This is a genomic window from Mycobacterium sp. HUMS_12744610 (assembly GCF_041206865.1).
In the GTDB taxonomy this organism is placed as follows: domain Bacteria; phylum Actinomycetota; class Actinomycetes; order Mycobacteriales; family Mycobacteriaceae; genus Mycobacterium; species Mycobacterium servetii.
Genome location: NZ_JBGEDP010000001.1, coordinates 2,391,561 through 2,407,601 on the forward strand (window position 1 = coordinate 2,391,561; position 16,041 = coordinate 2,407,601).

General features: G+C 69.1%; 21 protein-coding genes and 1 pseudogene. 10 read left to right on the forward strand and 12 right to left on the reverse strand.

Annotation, left to right across the window (positions count from 1 at the left end):
• Nucleotides 1-1,295, forward strand: a pseudogene (locus tag AB8998_RS11680) (cytochrome P450).
• Here AB8998_RS11680 and AB8998_RS11685 read toward each other — a convergent pair.
• The 7 genes from AB8998_RS11685 to AB8998_RS11715 form a co-directional block, all read right to left on the reverse strand.
• Complete coding sequence (locus tag AB8998_RS11685; protein ID WP_369738118.1) at nucleotides 1,292-2,281, reverse strand: alpha/beta fold hydrolase; 990 nt, start codon at nucleotides 2,279-2,281, stop codon at nucleotides 1,292-1,294. The pseudogene AB8998_RS11680 and the gene AB8998_RS11685 sit on opposite strands and share 4 nt — an antisense overlap.
• A 53-nt stretch (nucleotides 2,282-2,334) precedes the next feature.
• Nucleotides 2,335-2,832 carry a lipoprotein LpqH gene (locus tag AB8998_RS11690; protein WP_369738119.1) on the reverse strand — a complete coding sequence of 166 codons (498 nt, stop codon included), beginning with the start codon at nucleotides 2,830-2,832 and terminating at the stop codon, nucleotides 2,335-2,337.
• A 100-nt stretch (nucleotides 2,833-2,932) separates the two neighbouring features.
• The gene (locus AB8998_RS11695) at nucleotides 2,933-3,664 is read right to left on the reverse strand and encodes a hypothetical protein (RefSeq protein ID WP_369738120.1); all 732 of its coding nucleotides are present in this window, start codon (nucleotides 3,662-3,664) and stop codon (nucleotides 2,933-2,935) included.
• Entirely contained in the window at nucleotides 3,661-4,527 is an 867-nt protein-coding gene (locus tag AB8998_RS11700) for a TIGR03619 family F420-dependent LLM class oxidoreductase (RefSeq protein ID WP_369738121.1), read from the reverse strand. The genes AB8998_RS11695 and AB8998_RS11700 overlap by 4 nt, the downstream gene beginning before the upstream one ends.
• Nucleotides 4,524-5,306: an SDR family NAD(P)-dependent oxidoreductase gene (locus tag AB8998_RS11705; RefSeq protein ID WP_369738122.1), complete on the reverse strand. Its 783-nt coding sequence runs from the start codon at nucleotides 5,304-5,306 to the stop codon at nucleotides 4,524-4,526. Before AB8998_RS11705 ends, AB8998_RS11700 begins: the two co-directional genes overlap by 4 nt.
• The gene (locus AB8998_RS11710) at nucleotides 5,290-5,433 is read right to left on the reverse strand and encodes a hypothetical protein (protein ID WP_369738123.1); all 144 of its coding nucleotides are present in this window, start codon (nucleotides 5,431-5,433) and stop codon (nucleotides 5,290-5,292) included. Before AB8998_RS11710 ends, AB8998_RS11705 begins: the two co-directional genes overlap by 17 nt.
• A gap of 25 nt (nucleotides 5,434-5,458) precedes the next feature.
• Nucleotides 5,459-6,307 carry a sulfurtransferase gene (locus tag AB8998_RS11715; protein ID WP_369738124.1) on the reverse strand — a complete coding sequence of 283 codons (849 nt, stop codon included), beginning with the start codon at nucleotides 6,305-6,307 and terminating at the stop codon, nucleotides 5,459-5,461.
• Between the two features lie 114 nt (nucleotides 6,308-6,421).
• On the opposite strand from AB8998_RS11715, the gene AB8998_RS11720 reads away from it, so the two are divergent.
• From AB8998_RS11720 to AB8998_RS11735, 4 genes are all read left to right on the forward strand, one after another.
• Nucleotides 6,422-6,862, forward strand: a complete 441-nt coding sequence (locus AB8998_RS11720; RefSeq protein WP_369738125.1) for a hypothetical protein — start codon at nucleotides 6,422-6,424, stop codon at nucleotides 6,860-6,862.
• Entirely contained in the window at nucleotides 6,846-7,550 is a 705-nt protein-coding gene (locus AB8998_RS11725) for a TetR/AcrR family transcriptional regulator (RefSeq protein WP_369738126.1), read from the forward strand. Before AB8998_RS11720 ends, AB8998_RS11725 begins: the two co-directional genes overlap by 17 nt.
• A 20-nt stretch (nucleotides 7,551-7,570) precedes the next feature.
• Nucleotides 7,571-7,723 carry a hypothetical protein gene (locus tag AB8998_RS11730; protein ID WP_369738127.1) on the forward strand — a complete coding sequence of 51 codons (153 nt, stop codon included), beginning with the start codon at nucleotides 7,571-7,573 and terminating at the stop codon, nucleotides 7,721-7,723.
• A 101-nt stretch (nucleotides 7,724-7,824) separates the two neighbouring features.
• On the forward strand, nucleotides 7,825-8,202 hold the full coding sequence (locus AB8998_RS11735) for a hypothetical protein (protein ID WP_369738128.1): 378 nt from the start codon (nucleotides 7,825-7,827) through the stop codon (nucleotides 8,200-8,202).
• Here the strand turns inward: AB8998_RS11735 and AB8998_RS11740 are convergent.
• On the reverse strand, nucleotides 8,168-9,292 hold the full coding sequence (locus AB8998_RS11740) for an IS630 family transposase (RefSeq protein ID WP_369738129.1): 1,125 nt from the start codon (nucleotides 9,290-9,292) through the stop codon (nucleotides 8,168-8,170). The two genes, AB8998_RS11735 and AB8998_RS11740, sit on opposite strands and share 35 nt — an antisense overlap.
• Nucleotides 9,293-9,386: 94 nt before the next feature.
• Between AB8998_RS11740 and AB8998_RS11745 the strand changes: the two genes are divergently transcribed.
• The 5 genes from AB8998_RS11745 (at nucleotide 9,387) to AB8998_RS11765 (ending at nucleotide 12,096) form a co-directional block, all read left to right on the forward strand.
• Nucleotides 9,387-9,731: a helix-turn-helix domain-containing protein gene (locus AB8998_RS11745; protein WP_369738130.1), complete on the forward strand. Its 345-nt coding sequence runs from the start codon at nucleotides 9,387-9,389 to the stop codon at nucleotides 9,729-9,731.
• Between the two features lie 26 nt (nucleotides 9,732-9,757).
• Nucleotides 9,758-10,807 carry a transposase gene (locus AB8998_RS11750; RefSeq protein WP_369738131.1) on the forward strand — a complete coding sequence of 350 codons (1,050 nt, stop codon included), beginning with the start codon at nucleotides 9,758-9,760 and terminating at the stop codon, nucleotides 10,805-10,807.
• Nucleotides 10,808-10,978: 171 nt separating this feature from the next.
• Nucleotides 10,979-11,326, forward strand: coding sequence for a hypothetical protein (locus tag AB8998_RS11755; protein WP_369736315.1), 348 nt, complete (start codon nucleotides 10,979-10,981; stop codon nucleotides 11,324-11,326).
• A 137-nt stretch (nucleotides 11,327-11,463) separates the two neighbouring features.
• Entirely contained in the window at nucleotides 11,464-11,943 is a 480-nt protein-coding gene (locus AB8998_RS11760) for an MPT63 family protein (RefSeq protein ID WP_369738132.1), read from the forward strand.
• A gap of 15 nt (nucleotides 11,944-11,958) precedes the next feature.
• Nucleotides 11,959-12,096 (forward strand): hypothetical protein, encoded by a 138-nt coding sequence (locus tag AB8998_RS11765; protein WP_369738133.1) that lies wholly within the window; start codon nucleotides 11,959-11,961, stop codon nucleotides 12,094-12,096.
• A 199-nt stretch (nucleotides 12,097-12,295) separates the two neighbouring features.
• Here AB8998_RS11765 and AB8998_RS11770 read toward each other — a convergent pair whose 3' ends face one another.
• The 4 genes from AB8998_RS11770 to alsS form a co-directional block, all read right to left on the reverse strand.
• Nucleotides 12,296-13,441 carry a glycosyltransferase gene (locus tag AB8998_RS11770; protein WP_369738134.1) on the reverse strand — a complete coding sequence of 382 codons (1,146 nt, stop codon included), beginning with the start codon at nucleotides 13,439-13,441 and terminating at the stop codon, nucleotides 12,296-12,298.
• A 94-nt stretch (nucleotides 13,442-13,535) separates the two neighbouring features.
• Nucleotides 13,536-14,300, reverse strand: coding sequence for an acetolactate decarboxylase (budA, locus tag AB8998_RS11775; RefSeq protein WP_369738135.1), 765 nt, complete (start codon nucleotides 14,298-14,300; stop codon nucleotides 13,536-13,538).
• A gap of 40 nt (nucleotides 14,301-14,340) precedes the next feature.
• On the reverse strand, nucleotides 14,341-14,733 hold the full coding sequence (locus AB8998_RS11780; protein ID WP_369738136.1) for a thiamine pyrophosphate-dependent enzyme: 393 nt from the start codon (nucleotides 14,731-14,733) through the stop codon (nucleotides 14,341-14,343).
• Nucleotides 14,625-16,028, reverse strand: a complete 1,404-nt coding sequence (alsS, locus tag AB8998_RS11785; RefSeq protein WP_369738137.1) for an acetolactate synthase AlsS — start codon at nucleotides 16,026-16,028, stop codon at nucleotides 14,625-14,627. The genes AB8998_RS11780 and alsS overlap by 109 nt, the downstream gene beginning before the upstream one ends.
• Between the last annotated feature and the right edge of the window lie 13 nt (nucleotides 16,029-16,041).

Genomic DNA, 16,041 nt, shown 5'->3' on the forward strand with positions numbered 1-16,041 from the left:
ATGAAGTTTTTGGACAATCCGCCCCGGTTTATGTTCTTCACCGGCAAGGGCGGGGTCGGTAAAACCTCCACCGCGTGTGCCACCGCGGTCACCCTGGCCAGGCAAGGCAAGCAGGTCCTGCTGGTCAGCACCGACCCGGCATCCAACGTCGGGCAAGTGTTCGGATTGACCATCGGCAACACCGTCACCGAGGTTGGCGCGGTCGCCGGGTTATCGGCGTTGGAGATCGACCCACAGCTGGCCGATCCGGCGCGCACTCGGCTGGTGCTGGTCTCGCGAGCCCAAAAATCGGCCCTGGCCGAAACCGCACGCACCCGCCGGGAACTGGCCGCGATCGGGTTGACCCGCCAGTATCTCGTCATCAACGCCGTGCTGCCCGCCCCCGCCGACGGCAGCGATCCGCTGGCGACGGCGATCTATCGCCGTGAACAGGATGCGATCGCGCACCTGCCGGCCGAATTAGCCGCCCTGCCGATCGATCAAGTCGAACTCAAGGCCACCAACGTCGTCGGCGCAGAGGCGGTGGCCGCGTTGTTCACACCCACCGCGGCCGCGCCAGCCGATGCGGTCACGTCCGATACCGGATTACCGACGACCGGGGCCACGCTCACCGATCTGATCGACGAACTCGCCGACCAGCCCCACGGCTTGATTTTGTGCATGGGCAAGGGCAGCGTCGGTAAGACGACCGTCGCCGCGGCAATCGCGGCCGAACTTGCCGGTCGCGGGCGCCAGGTACACCTGACCACCACCGACCCCGCCGGGGACCTCACCGACACCGTCGACCCGGATCTGCAGAATCTGCAGGTATCCCGGATCGATCCGGTCCACGAGACGCGCCGATACCGTGAGCATGTGCTGGCCACCAAGGGCGCCGCACTTGATGCGCAGGCCGCGCGATGCTCGCCGAAGAACTGCGCTCATCCTGCACCGAAGAGGTCGCCGTGTTCCAGGCTTTCTCCCGTGTCATCGGCGAATCCCGGCGCAAGTTCGTCGTCGTCGACACCGCGCCCAGCGGGCACACCCTGCTGCTGCTCAACGGTTCCGCCAACCGGGACGAACGGCAGTTCCCCGATCCGGACCGCTTCGACATCCACCGCCGCGGCAGCCACCTCAGCTTCGGCCAGGGCCTGCATTTCTGCCTGGGCTCGGCGCTGGCCCGGATGGAAGCCCGGGTGGCGCTCGAGGAGGTGCTCCAGCGCTGGGCCGAGTGGGACGTCGACTACGCCAACGCGCAGCGCGCACACACCGCCAGCGTGCGCGGGTGGGCGCGGCTGCCCGTCGTCACCGGTTAGACGGCGGTCTTGTCGATCAACACCGCGCCCCCGGGCTCGTCGTCGAGCGTCTGCAGCGGCAGCTCCACGCCCTGGGCGGTGAGGCGGACGATCTGGGCCAGTTGTCCGGGCGCGTCGCACTGCAGGTAGTGATCGGCGTTGGGAACCACCCAGTAGCGGTTGCGGCCCGGCTTGTTCTTCAGGTACGCCTGCCAGACATGGTTGGGCACGCGCAGGGGCGCGATGCTGTCGTGCAGGCCCCACGCCAGCGTGGTGTTGACCGGGCTGGTGAAAAGCGCTTCGAGCCAACCGGTTTCGTCGGCGGCGCGCTCGTGCAGGTACTTGATGGTGTCGGGCAGCACCCGGACCCCGTCGTTGTGGGCGAAACACTTGGCCATTGCCGCGATCTCGGGGTCTTCCAGTGTGCGCCGGGGCATGAAGGTGCCCGCCGCCATGCCCGTCGCGAGCATCTCCGGGGTGACCGCGGCCGCGGTGTCGCGTGCGGTCGCGTCGTCGAGCAGCGCGGTCTGGAACGAGGTGAGGTTGGACAGCGGCAGATAGATGTTGGCGTTGGTCAGGAAGAGGTCGACGGGCACCGCCGGCGGGTCCAGGTCGGCGAGCATGCCCACGGCGATCATCGCGACGCTGCTGCCGCGGTCGTGGGCGAGCATGCGGTACTCGCTCAGCTGCCACACCCGGGTGATCGCGTCGACGAGCAGGCGTGCGTCGTCGTACAGCGAGTACACGTAGGGCTCGGGTGGCTTGTCGGACAGCCCGTAGCCCGGGAAGTCCAGGACGTGGATGTCGAACTCGGAGCTCAGCTCCCGCGACAAGCCGTAATAGTCGATGCTCGACGTCGGGAAGCCGTGCACCAGCACCAGCGCGGGCGCACCGGGCGTTCCGCACCGGCGGGTGAACACCGAGACCTCGGTTTCGTCGTTGGCCGCCGTGGTCGACCGCCAACGAAGCTGCGTGCTGTCTTTCTGCCACTCCGCGAAGATGTCCAAGGTGCCAGCATCCCAGAGGTGACCGCGGTTGGACAACTGCCCGCGCCCCGAGCCTACGGGCAGGTCACGTGGATGCCGAATGTCACCGGGCGCGCACCGCTTTGATCCGGCGTCGTCGCCTGACCCGTGCCCGTCACCGTGTAGCTCTTGCCGTCCTTGGTCGCCTGGACCTGGATCGGTGACTGCGGTGCCTGATACGGGAACTGGTACCGGCCGTCGCCCACCTTCAGCGAGATGGCGAAGCCGTCGACGGTCGGGGGATTCAGGTCGGACAGGGTCAGCCGCACCGAGGACGCGTCGTCGTGGACGGCGATGCGGATGGTCAGGTCCCCCGATTCCGGGGGCGTCGCGTCGCGCTGCGCCGCCGTGGTGGTGCAGTTCACCGGCGACATCATGGTGTGGGTGGTGCCGCCGATCATGACGGTGGTCGGGCTCACCGGGACGGAACTGGTGGTAGCGGGGGTGGCGGCCTGCCGGCCGCCGTCACCGCTGCAGGCCGGCAGGCTGGCCGCCACCACGGCCACGCCGATCCCGGCAACCGTCCGCCGCATCTCTCTTCCTTTGCTAGACCGCCAGGAGGACTATAAGGCCCGTTCGTTTCCGGAAGGTCTCATGTCTCTGGCGGTGAGTCAAACTCGGGCACCCGCCGGCTCACGGCCAGGCTTCCCACCCGATCATGGCCCGCAGCGGACCGGCGAACACGGGCCGCACGGCCGCGGATCGCCACCGCCGTTCGACGAGCGGCGCCAGGGCGTCGGTGGTGGCGAGCGGGTCGCGGTCGAGGTAGACGACGGTGACGTACTGGGGTCCCGGGTGCCAGCCCCGCGGCAGGTGGCTGCGGCCGCTGCCAGTCCCGAACGTCCACGCGCCGACGGCGCCGGGCGTGGCCAGCAGCGCCGGATAGTGTTCGGCGTGCAGCCACTGCAGCCACGCGTCGGGCCGGCCGTCGGTGGGTTCTTCGACGATCAGCACGACGCCGCGGTGGGGCCGGAAGGGCACGACCACGTCGGAGACCAGCGCGTGCGGGGCGGCGTGCCACTGCAGCAGCCGCAGCCCGGCCACCTGCAGCGACGGGCGGACCACGGGAAACCGCCCGTTGTCGCGCAGCGCGCGGCCCAGCGCGACGAAGTCGTCGAAGGTCCGCTCGACGGGGTCGCCGACCAGGTAGTGCACGACGTTGCCCAGCTCGCTGAACGCCCCGCGGGCCGCCAGCCGGTGGCCGGGATAGTCGCCGTCGGCGATCCAGCGCAACCCGTGCACGATCCCGGGCAGTTGGTACTGCTCGGGCATGTGGTCGAGCAGGTGCCAGCGCAGGTAGCTGCCGTCGTCGTCGGGCGGTGCGGCGGCGGTGAAGCTGAAAAAGCCTGCCTTGACCCGGTTCACGGCGCACCCAGCTCGGCCAGCGCCTGCAGGGCGTCCAGGTAGTGCTCCAGCGAGCGATGGGCGAACACGGCGCTGACGATGGTGGCGCCGTGCGCGACGGTCTCCCCGAGCAACGCGTGGGTGCGTTCGGGCTCGCCGATCGGGTCCAGCAGCGCCGGCGGGGGCAGCACGACCTCGAACCTCGGGGGTAACTCGAAGCGGCCCAGCCAGTCCCGGGCCTGGTGCAGGCTCACGTTGAAGGGCGCCCAGCCGTCGGCCAGGGTGACCGCCCGGCGCAGCGAGCGCAGCGTGCGCCCACCGATCCAGATCGGCACCCGCTCCTGTACCGCACACGGGTCGACGACCACACCGTCGAACGCGTAGAACTCGCCGTGGTAGACGGGTTCGGCGACCGACAGCGAGGCCCGCAACGCGCGCAGCGCGTCGTCGGCGCGCGCGCCGCGGTCCTCGAAAGGCGCGCCGAGGAGGTCGAACTCCGCTTCGAGGCTGCCGACGCCCACGCCGAGGACGAGCCTGCCGTTGCTGACCTTGTCCAGCGTCCCGTAGCGCTTGGCGATCTCGAGTGGATGGTGGTAGCCGAGCACCAACACGTTGGTGGCCAACCGGATTCGGTGCGTGCGTGCGGCCAGATAACCGAAGGTGGCCAGCGGGTCCCAGTACCGGGCGCCGCGGCGGCCCTTTTCGGCGGCGGGCAGCGCGATGTGCTCGCTGCAGGTCAGGTGGTGATAGCCGAGGCGGTCCGCGGCCTCGGCGATGCGGGCCAGGTCGTCGATGGAGGCGTCGTTCTCCCAGTCGCCGCTGAGGTGGGGAAGCATCGTCACCACCGGTGTGGCCACCGACAGCCGTACGGGGGTGGTGCTCATCCCTGCAGGTACCCCCCGGCGTCGACGGGGATCGACTGGCCCGTGATGGTTCTGCTCTCGTCGCCGGCCAGGAACAACGCCAGGTTGGCGACGTCCTCGGTCGAGGAGATGTCCCGCAGTGCGACGCCCTTGAGGATTCTCGCGCGCTGCGTCGCGAAGTCGACGCCCTGCTCGTCGGCGCTGCGCTGCACCCAGTTGCGCCACAGCTCGGTGTCGATGGAGCCGGGGACGATGCAGTTGCACCGGATGCCGTACGAACCGACTTCCAGCGCAACCGATTTGGTGAACGCCCGCAGCGACGCCTTGGCGGTGACGTAATGGCTCTTGCGCACGACGCCGGTGTAGCCGGCGGTGGAGGAGAAGTTCAGGATCACGCCGCTGCGGCGTTGCAGCATCGACCGGTTGAGCACCTCGCGGGTGCACAGCATCGCCGCGGTGACGTCGATGGCGATCGTGGCGTTCCAGTTCTCCAGCGTCTGCTCCCAGATCCAGCGGTCCTGCCCGGGCGCGGCGGCGTTGTTGCACAGGATGTCGACGTGCCCGAACTCCTCGACCGCCCGTGACACCATGGCCGCGACGTCGCCCTCGTCGGTCACGTCGGCGCGCATGGCGATCGCGCCGGCACCGGCCTCCGCCGCGGCCGCGCGGACCAGGTCCTCGCGTCGCGCCGCCAGCAGCACCCGGGCGCCCTCGCGGACGAACAGCGCGCCCAGCACCGGCCCCAGGCCCGTGCTCGCGCCGGTGACGATCGCGACCTTGCCCTCAAGCCGGCCTGTCATCGCGCCTTCCTTCCGGTCCTTCCGAGACGGACTGCAGCCATTCGTGGATGCGGCCGGCCACGCCGGCCCAGCCGGGCTCGAGCATCATGTCGTGGCGGCGCGGCCCCTTGTCGATCACCTCGAGCATCAGCCTGATCCTATTGGCGGGCGCACTATTCCGGACCTCGGCTCACGGCGCGGGCCGGATCCGAACTCCACTCCGACCACGACCCCGGATACAGCGCCGCCCGGCGGCCCGTCGCGGCGAGCGCCGCGATCGTGATCGCGGCGGTGATCCCCGAGCCGCAATACACGCCCACCTCGCCGTCGACGCCCCGGTCGGCCAGCAGCCGGCGCAGGGCCTCGTCGCCGAGGAACGTGCCGTCGGCCGCCAGGACGTCGCCGCTGGGCAGGTTCGTTGCGCCCGGGATGTGACCGGCGACCGGGTCGAGCGGTTCGACGTCGCCGCGGAAGCGTTCGGGCGCCCGCGCGTCCAGCAGTGGCAGCTGCCCCGACCCCGACTGCTCGGCGGTCAACGTGGGCCGGCGACCGGAATAGATATCATCATGCGGCACAGTCACATTCCCGGCCCGCGGGGTGGCGTGGCCGGTTTCGAGGCGGTGTCCGGCCGACCGCCAGGCGCCGAGCCCGCCGTCGAGGATGCGCACGTCGGCGAGCCCGGCCGCGGTCAGCACCCACCACGCCCGCGCGGAGCCCGCTCGATTCCAGTCGTCGGACACCACGACAACGTCGTCGTGCCGGACGCCCCACCGGCGCGCGGCCGCCTCCAGGTCACGGCCCGATGGCAGGGGGTGACGTCCGCGGCCGGCGACGGTGTGGTCGCTGAGTTCGTCCTCGAGGGACACATACACCGCGCCCGGCAGGTGACCCCGCCCGTAGGCCGCCCGCCCGTCGGGCTCGTCGAGCCGCCACCGCACGTCCAGGACGCTCAGCGCAGCGCCCGCCTCGATGAGGGCGGCGAGTTCGGTGACGGTGATCAGCACCCGGTCGCGCGCCTCCACGCGGTCACCTCCTCGTCGCCTCGGAGGAAGCCTAGCCGCGCGCCGAGTCGACCGGCGGTCTGGCATACCGACCACTGGTCGGTTACCATCGGCCACGACCCCGGAGGGAGAACAATGGCCACACCGCAGCAGTCGCAGCTCCGCACCCGCATGTCCGCCCGGGTGCTGGGACCCTGGTTCACCGTCGTGCCGACCACGGTCGCGGTGCGCGGCTCCTACATGCGCACGCTGTTCACCGAGTTCCAGGCGAACCCGATGTGGCCCTGGCTGTTCGGCGCGATCCTTCTGATGTTCGGTCTGGTGATCATCGCGTTCCACCAGTACTGGCGGGGTCCGGCGGCCATCATCGTGTCGCTGCTGGGCTGGTTCCTGGCGATACGCGGGGTGTTGCTGCTGACCGTTCCCGGGGCGTACGACGCCGCCGGCAAGGCGCTCTACGGGGCGGGGGAGACGGCGGTGATCTGGGCGTTGTTCCTCTGCCTGGCCGCGGCCGGAATGTATCTGACCTATGTCGGCTGGAAGCCCGAGGACCGCCCGCGTGCCCCGGGTCGTTAAGCATCCCGACGTCCGCAGGGCCGAACTGCTCGACCTGGCGGCGGGGCTGTTCCTGCGGCGCGGCTATGACAACGTCAGCCTCAACGATCTGATCGCCGCCGCCGGCATCTCCAAAGGGGCTTTCTACCACTGGTTTCCGTCGAAGGAGGCGTTGATCGCGGCGCTGGCCGAACGTGGCGCGCGCTCGGCTTTCGACGCGGTCGAAAAGGTCGTCGCCGAATGCGAGGGTGGCGCGCTGGCCCGGCTCAACGCCGCGCTGCGGGCCGGTTTCGACGTCAAGATGCGCATGGCCGCACCGGAGCAGCTGGCCGCGATGGCGTCGTTGCTGCGCCCGGACAACGCCCACCTCTACGGGCGCGTGCTGGCCGCCGAGGAAGCGCTGTTTCTGCCCCTGTTGACGCGGCTGGTCGCCGAGGGGGTCGGCGAGGGGGTGTTCGACACCTTCGACCCCGAAGGGGCCGCCGACCTGATCTACGGCCTTGCCGCGCGCACGAACTCGAAGGTGCTGGCTGCGCTGCAGCCCGGCGACGAGCCCGCGCGGCAGCGGGCGGTCGACGCCCTGACAGCCCGGTTCCGGCTGCACGGGCTGGCCGCGGACCGCATCCTGGGCCTGCCCGACGGAAGCATCGCCACACTCTCGCGCGCCCAGGTCGAGGCGATGGTCGCGGCGCCGCCCCGACATTGCTGACCGCACCCTAAAGTTGGCGGATGCCGTCCGCACGCCCCTCCGACACCAGCGGTCGGCATCCCGCAGGCGAACTCGGGGTGGCGGCGCTGGTGTCGATCGGCATCGCCGGCATGGTCGATGGCGGCATCTTCTCGGTGCTGGGCCCGACGTGGTTGTTTACGCCGGTGCGCTGATCTTACTGGGGTATGAGGGTTTCGAGCTGATCGCCAACGCCGCCGAGGACGCGAAGGATCCGCGGCGCAGCCTGCCGCTGGCGTAAGGGATTTCGATCGGCGTGGTGATCGCCCTTTACGTCCTGGTCGCCTTCGCCGCCGTCGACAACCTCGACCTCGCCCAGATCGGCCGTGACTACGCGCTGGCCGTCGCCGCGCGACCGTTCCTGGGCCCGGCGGGTTTCAACCTGATCGGCGTCGCGGCGGTGGTCTCCACCGCGAGCGTGATCAACGCGACCCTCTACGGCAACAGCTCTGGGTCCTGGGCGGGTTCCTGTGGGGTGCGGTGCTCGTCGAGGGCGCGGTCCGGCTGCGGGGGAGACGGACCAGCCATCCACCCGCGCCGCTCCCACCGGGATGATCGCGCTGTCGACTTAGTGGTCTTGCCCGTTAATTCGTCGGGGGTCATGCGGCAGGGGTGTGGTGGTCGAGCCGGGTGAGGTGTTGGTGAAGGTCAGCGCTGGTGTATCGCCAGCGGAATGGTTCGGCGGTGCGGTTGTAGCAATCCTGGAATGTTGCCAGGCGTTGCTCGAGCACGGTGAGGTCGGGGAAGTCGTTGGGGGTGAGTACTTTCCGCTGGACGATGGAGAAGTAGATCTCGACTTGGTTGAGCCAGGAGGCGTGCACGGGGGTGTGGATCATGGTCGCATTCGGGTAGCGGGCGCTGAGCCGGTCGATCGCGGCGATACCGCGGTGTGAGGAGCCGTTATCGACGATGAAGAACACCCGCGTGGCTGATGCGTAGGGCTGGCTGGTCATGACCTGGTCGACCAGTCGGGTGAACGCCTTGATGCCGGTGGAGGTCTCGCAACGGCCGAAGACCCGGGCCTGGTGCACGTCGTAGGCGGCCAGATACGCCAGCGCGCCGCGGCGGTGGTAGTCGTGATTGACCCGCATCGGGCGCCCCGGCCGGGTCGCTACGGTGCGGTGGCACCGGTCGCGGGCCTGGATCGAGGGTTTCTCGTCGGCGGAGATCACGTATTCATCGGCTCCCAGTGGGGTGCCCTGATAGGTGCGGGCGTACAACTCGAGCACAACGGCGGCTTTGGCCTCGAAGTCGGGGTCGCGCACGAAGATCCACGATCGGTGCTGCCATGGTTTGAGCGCATCGTGGTCCAGCCAGCGGCGCACCGTGGACACCGATGCCGCGATGCCGTCGCGGCGCAGTTGGGCGGCTAGATCCACAGCACTCCATCGCGACAGCGGCAGGTCGTGTTCGGCGGGCAGCTCGCACGCCCAAGCGGTGACCTTGGCCCGGTCGGCCGGGGTGTAGATCGGTGGGCGCCCCGAACGCGGCGCATCGGCCAGGCCCTCGATGCCCTTGCCGGCGAACCGGGCCCGCCACTTACGCGCGGTGTCCACGCAGATGCCCAGTTCCTCGGCGATCGCCGCGTTCGGCGCGCCGTCGGCGGCCAGCAACACGATCATCGCGCGCAGCACCAGTTTTTGTGGTGTGGCCCCGGCGCGCACCCACCCGTTGAGGGTGTCGCGGTCTTGGGCGCTCAGCGTGATCCGGTGCGGGCTGACCATCACCATTGTTTTGCGTCTGACTTCGCGATAGAGATCGGTGTGTCGATCAGACGACATCCGACGGGTTCTCCGAGCTCTCTTGGAGGATCTGATCATGTCCGAAGCAAACTCTGGTGGCGACCGCTCGCACCGTCGCCCGAAGCGGTTCTTGAGCCCGTCGCAGAAGTACGAGATATGGCTGCAGCTGGTACGCCAGGAGGTGACGATCGCCGAGGCCGCCGCCAACCATCAGGTGGATCGCACGACGATCATGCGCGTCCGCACGATCGCCAAGGAAGGTGCGCTGGCCGCGCTGGCGGCAGCCAAGCCAGGCGCGGCGGCCCGCCAACGCGACTACGAACTCGATGCCGCCAAGGCCGAGAACGCGCGGCTGTCCGAGGCACTCAAGGAGATGGCCGTGCGGCTGACGTTGGTCGAGGGAAAAGGGCGCTGGGGCTAAGTGGCCGAGTCCCACACCGTGTCGACGTGGCCACCAAGACGGCGCTGTTGGGCTTGCTCGACCAGGCGGTCGATGAAGGTTGGACACTGCGCCAGGCATGCCATGCGTTGGAGCTCGGCGAGCTGCGGGCACATCGCTGGATCGCTCGCCGAGCGATCGGCCAGCTGGTCGACAAGATCCCTGGTGGGTCGCCCATGCATGGGCTGCTCGACGAAGAAGTCAGCGAGATCTTGGCGTTGTTCGACCAGTGGGGCGAGACCGACCGCTCGCACCGCAAGCTTGCTCACCGCGGCTCTTATCTGGGCCGGGTATGGGTGTCACCGTCGAGTGTTCGTCGGGTCCTGTTCTTGGCGGACAAGCACTTTCGACCACTTCCCAAGCCTGGACGTTCTCAACGCAAGCCCTTCCCGGATTGGGTGGACTACAAGCCGAACTCGATCTGGATTTACGATACGACGCACTTCACCAGGGCGGGGATGGCAGTGTTGATCATTCAGGATTTGGTCTCGCGCAAGTGGATCACCGAGGTCGTCTCCGCTGAGGAAACCTCCACCCAGGTCGAGATCGGGTTCACCGACGCGCTCGACATCGAGGGACTCCTGCAGGCCGTTGAGCGACGCGCCGACGGCCTGGTCGATATCGGCATCGACGACCAGGCCCGGCCGATCCTGCTCGCGGTGTCCGATAACGGTCCCCAGATGACGTCGGGCTCGACGCGGGAGTTCATGGCCATGTCTGCGATCGCCCAGCACTTCGGACGCCCCGGAACGCCGACCGATCAAGCCTGGATCGAGAGTTTCAACGGGCACCTCAAGGCCGAGTTCCCGCACCTGCTCGCGATCGAGGACCCCGCCACCCTGCGCGCCGAACTTGCCGTCACCCGCCAATTCTGGAACGGAGTCCGGTTGCACGCCGGCATCGGCTATGTCACGCCCAACGACGAACACGAAGGACGAGGGGAGGCCATCCGCAAAGCACGCCAAGCCGGGCTCGAATCCGCCCGCAACCGCCGACTTGCCTGGCACCGCCAGCAAAGGCACACTCAACCCATACAGGATCCCGACGATGTTGTCTGATCAAACGCGAATGTCTATCGCAAAGTCAGAAACACCTCACCATGCCCGGGCCCCGACCCTGTCGTCACATCCATCACTCATGCCTCAACCGTCACATTTTGGCGGATCACGGGCTGGTCACGACACGCCGATGACCGGCCCGCGCCACGCTGATCGGGCACCATCGAAGCCATGCCGAAACCACCGGAATCAACCAAGAATTCACTGCGCTGGAAGCTGCGCGAACATGCCAGTAACAGGTGGCCGCAGCTGAGCGCGATCACCACCCGATTCCACGGCCAATTCGCCTACGTCGAAGCCGCCCTGCCCGACCAAGCCGTCATGCCCTTGATGCGGCTGCGCTACAACGGCTCGGCCAGCATCTGGGGATTCGCCATCTACCTGGCCAGCAGCGACAAATATGAAGACTCATTCCTGCCCAACGGAACTCCCTCGGGCAGTCCCGAAGAAGCCCTCGACTGCGCCTGTGGCCTCTACCTCGGCGACCCCACCGCATGGCAACAACCCCCGACGAATTAACGGGCAAGACCACTTAGGTCCCACGGTTGTCGGGCCGAACGGCCCTATCGGCGCGAACGCGCGGCGAACAGAATCAGGCTCCCGGAGTCGGCTGCCCGCCGACTATTGCGTTGTTCGCACCAGTTGGGAGGACACCAATGAAGGTCACCTCGATGATAGCGACGGCGGTGGCGGCCGCGGTCCTGGCGCTGGCCGGAATCGTTGTCGCGCCCACCGTTTCGGCGGCTTACCCGATCGTCGGCAAGCTCGGCAGCGAACTGACGATGACCGACACCGTCGGCCAGGTCGTGCTGGCCTACAAAGTCGGCGGTCTACAGCCCAGCAACGACGAGACGCCCGGCTACACCCCTGCCGGCAAACTGTGGGAGGCCACGGTCACCGTCCGGGCGATCCAGGGCAGCGTCACCCCGGCCATCTCGCAGTTCAACGCCGTCGCCCCCAACGAGGCCGCCTACCGGGTGCTGTGGTTCGTCGCGAGCCCCACCAACATCAGCGGGGCCACGATCCCCGAAGGCGCCCAGTCGACCGGCAAGATCCACTTCGACGTCACGGGTCCGTCGCCGAACACCGTCACGATGAACAACGGCATGGAAGACCTCCTCATATGGGGCCCGTAGTGGTTGGGCGGCAGGATGATTGAGCGTCTGCAGGGGTTCCCCGACGACGCGGCGTTCGCCTGCCACGGCCATGTCACCAAGGCCGACTACGAAATGGTCCTGATGCCCGACGTCGACGACAGGTTCACCCGGCAAGACAAGCTGTGGGTGTAGTACGAGGTGCCCGCCGATTTCGATGGCGTGACGCCGGAGCGGTCTGGGACGACACCAACGTGGTCCTGAGGATCCGGCGCGGGACAGGAATTTCGGGTTCCTGATGCCAGCCCAACTGCGGGTCTTCCCCACCGCGGAGGCTGGGCAGGCCTGCGAATGGATCGCCCAACCGCGACAGTGACACCTGGCGCCCCGCGCCCTAGGCGGTGTGTTCCGAATCGCCGTCCCGGCCGCCCCCGCCGCGGGTTTCCAGCGACGCCAGCATGCCGGCCGCGGCCCGCTGCCAGGTGAAGTCCTCCGCGCGGCGGCGCGCGGAGGAGCGTCGGTGGAACTCGGGCCGGCGGACGATCGCGCCGACCGCGTGGGCGATGGCCCGGGGGTCGTTGTCGGCCAGGGCGCCGCTGTCGGGGGTGATGATCTCGGTCAGCGCCGAGGTGCGCGAGACCACGGCCGGGGTCCCGCACGCCAGCGATTCCAGCGCGGCGAGCCCGAATGTCTCGTGCGGGCCGGGCGCCAGGGTCACGTCGGCCGACGCCAGCAGCCCGGCGACGGTGTGCCGGTCGTTGACGAAGCCGGTGAAGTGGATCGGCAACCGGGCGGCCTGCCGCTCGAGCCGGGCGCGCAACGGCCCCTCGCCCACGACCAGCAGCCGGGCGTCGACGCCGGCGTGGTGCAGGGTGCCGAGCGCGTCGATGCTGCGGTCGACCCGCTTCTCCACCGACAGCCGGCCGCAGTGGACCAGCAGGATCTGCTGCGGCGTCGCCCAGCGCCGGCGTACCAGGTAGGAGTGGCGCCGCGGGTGGAACGTCTGCAGGTCCACGCCGAGCGGGACGGTGACGGTGTTCGACGCGCCGACGCGGTCGAACTCCTCGCGCGCGAAGCCCGTCGTGCACACCACGGTGTCGTAGTCGGCCGCGGTGCGCCTGTTGGCGAGGTCGGCGAACTTCTTGGCGGGGCGGCGCGGGAGTATCTGTCCCACAAGGCGATCCAGGCGTTCGTGGGAGATCATCACCGTCCTGGCGCCGTGTGCGCGGCCCCAGCGGCCCAGGGACCGCAGCGTGAGCCGGTCGGACACCTCCAGCGCGTCGGGCTCCAGCGCCTCCAGCAGGGCCTTGACGGGGCCCGGCAGCACCGCTCGGTAGCCACCCGTCAGAGGAATTAGCCTGGCGGGCAGAGTAATTCGTATCACGCCCGTCGGCAGCAGGGTCCGTTCGGGAAACGAACCGGGAACGATCAGGAAGACCTCGTGCCCGCTGGCGCAATACTCCGCGCCCAACCGGTCGACCGCGGTGCGCAAGCCGCCGGACCGTGGGCCGTAGAAGTTGGCGACCTGGACAACACGCATATCGTGAGGACACGCGGTGCGCGTGTGCAGTCAACGATGCCGAACCGACGGCGGCCTGAACAGTCCGTGAATTCCCTATCGGGTGTAGCTCACGTCACGGCTTGGGCGGCCGACCGGCCCGGGGGCCTTCGGCCTGGTCGATCCGCTCGGCGAGCTCAGCGCCGGAAAGCCGTGCGTCGAGGAACGCGCCGGAGGTGGGCAGGCTCAGGTGCAGCTGTGCGGCGCCGCTGACCGCGGCCCGCCCGCGCTCGAGGACGAAGTCGAGGACGTGGCCACCGGCGGTGCGGTCGGCGTCGAGGAAGTGCAGATGGTAACCGGCGACGGCGATTCCCTGCTCGAAGTCGGGGGTGCGGAAGCCGACCAGTGTGCCGTTCGCGTCGGTGAACACGGTTTCGGCCTGGTCCTCGGTCGCCTGCGTCAACGGCGGGTAGGGCGGCTCCTGGGCCATCACCGTGCGGGTACGCAGCTCGCGGAACCGGCCGGTGACCCGGATCGCGTAAATCAGGTTGGCGCTTGCGATCCGGTGGTCGATGGCGTCGATCACCGCCGACCTGGCGGTGGGTTCGGCGATGTCGAACTCGAAGTCGGCGTGGAATCGGGTGACCGCCGCGAACGGCGTGCGATCGGTCGGCTCCGCCCGGGCGGCGGTTCCGTCGGCGCGCAACCGGTAGCAGACGCCGTCCAGGACCACCATCTCGCCGTCGAGGTGGTTGAAGGTGCCCAGGCCGAAGTCGCCGTGGCGCATGATCTCGGCGACCGTGACGTCGCCGTCGTAGACCCCGTCCAGCAGCGCGCCGATCGTCGAGAACTGATACACCTCGGAGTCGGCCCGCTGATGAGCGAGAGTGCTGTGGCCCAATGCCGGAAGCGCTCGTATGCACCGGAGGCGTCCATCGTGCCTACTCGAAGGAGTCCGCGTGCAGGTCCGCGGCCAACTCGGCGTTGCGGCTGTAGTCCACGGGAACGTCGATCAGCGAGACGCCCGGCTCGGCCAGGCCCCGGCGCACCGTGGCACCGAAGTCGTCGAGGGTTTCCACCCGGTGGCCGCGGGCGCCGAAGGCGGCCGCGTAGGAGACGATGTCGTAGTCGCCGAGTGCAACCCCCGACGTGCGTCCGTATCTCAGGACCTCCTGGAAGCCCACCATGTCGTAGGCGTTGTCGCGCAGGACGATATGGGTGAACGTCAGGCCCAGGCGGGTAGCCGTCTCGAGTTCCTGCGCGGAGAACAAAAATCCGCCGTCGCCGGATACGGAGACCACCGGGGTGCCGGGGCGCACCAGGCAGGCGGCCATCGCCCAGGGCAGGGCGACGCCCAGGGTTTGTTGGCCGTTGGAGAACAGCAGCGCCTGGGCTGGTAGACCCGGAAGTGGCGAGCCATGTAGATGTAGACCGAGCCGATGTCGCAGGTGATTGTGGCCTGGTCGTCGTGGCCGAGTTCCTCGCGCAGCCGCAGCACGACCGCGGCCGGGTCGAGGCCGGGGCCCTCGGGGGTGTGATCGCGCGCGGCGGCATCGATGTCGCGCAGCGCCTTTCGCTGCCCGGCGATCTGGCTCCGGTAGCCGTCGGTGAGCGTGAGGTCGGCCAGCTTGTCGCTCAGCGACCCGAGAGTGGCCGCGACGTTGCCGATCAGCTCGCAGGTGGGCTGATAGTGGTTGTCGATGTCGGCGGGCACCGAGTCGATGTGCACGACGGTGCGTGCGACGTCGCCGTTCCACAGCACGGGGTCGTATTCGACAGTGTCGTACCCGACGGCGATCAACACGTCGGCTTGGCCCAGGACGACGTCGCCGGGCTGGTTGCGGAACAGGCCCACCCGGCCCAGGAAGTAGTCCTCGAGGTTGCGCGACACCACCCCGGCGGCCTGGAAGGTTTCCACCACGGGCAGCCCTGTCGTGGCGACCAGGGCACGCAGCGCCAGGCAGCTTTCCGGGTCGGCGCCGCGGCTGCCGACGAGCAGCGCCGGGCGGTGTGCGCCGCGAATGAGTTCGCACGCCCTCTCGATGGCGAACGCCGGGGCCGCCGCCAGCGGCGGGACGGGCAGGCGGTCGGTGATGCCGGCGGTGGTCGGGGCGGCCAGCACGTCGGCGGGCAGCACGACGGCGGCCGCGCCGCGCGGCGCGCTGAGCGCCGCGCGGAACGCCGCGACGGTGGCCTCGGCGGCGTTGTCGGGGTCGTTGATCTCGCCGGTGAACTTCGTGACCGTCTTGAGCAACGCTGCGGCGTCCATGGACTGATGCGTGCGTTTGAGGCGGTCTTCCCGGCGCACGGCCCCGCACAGCGCGACCACCGGGTCCTGCTCGGTGTTGGCGGTGAGCAGCCCGGTGGCCAGGTTGGCGGTGCCGGGGCCCGACGTCACCAGGACGACGCCCGGCACACCGGTGAGGCGGCCGACCGCCGCGGCCATGAACGCCGCGTTCTGCTCGTGGCGGCACACCACCAGCCGCGGGCCGGCGTCGGCCAGGGCGTCGTAGACGGCGTCGATCTTGGCGCCGGGCACGCCGAAGACGTACTCGACGCCCTGCGCCGAGAGCACCTCAACGATCTTGTCCGCGCTGCGCACCGGTTTGGCGGACTTGTTGAACACCATGTAGTCAGTCTGG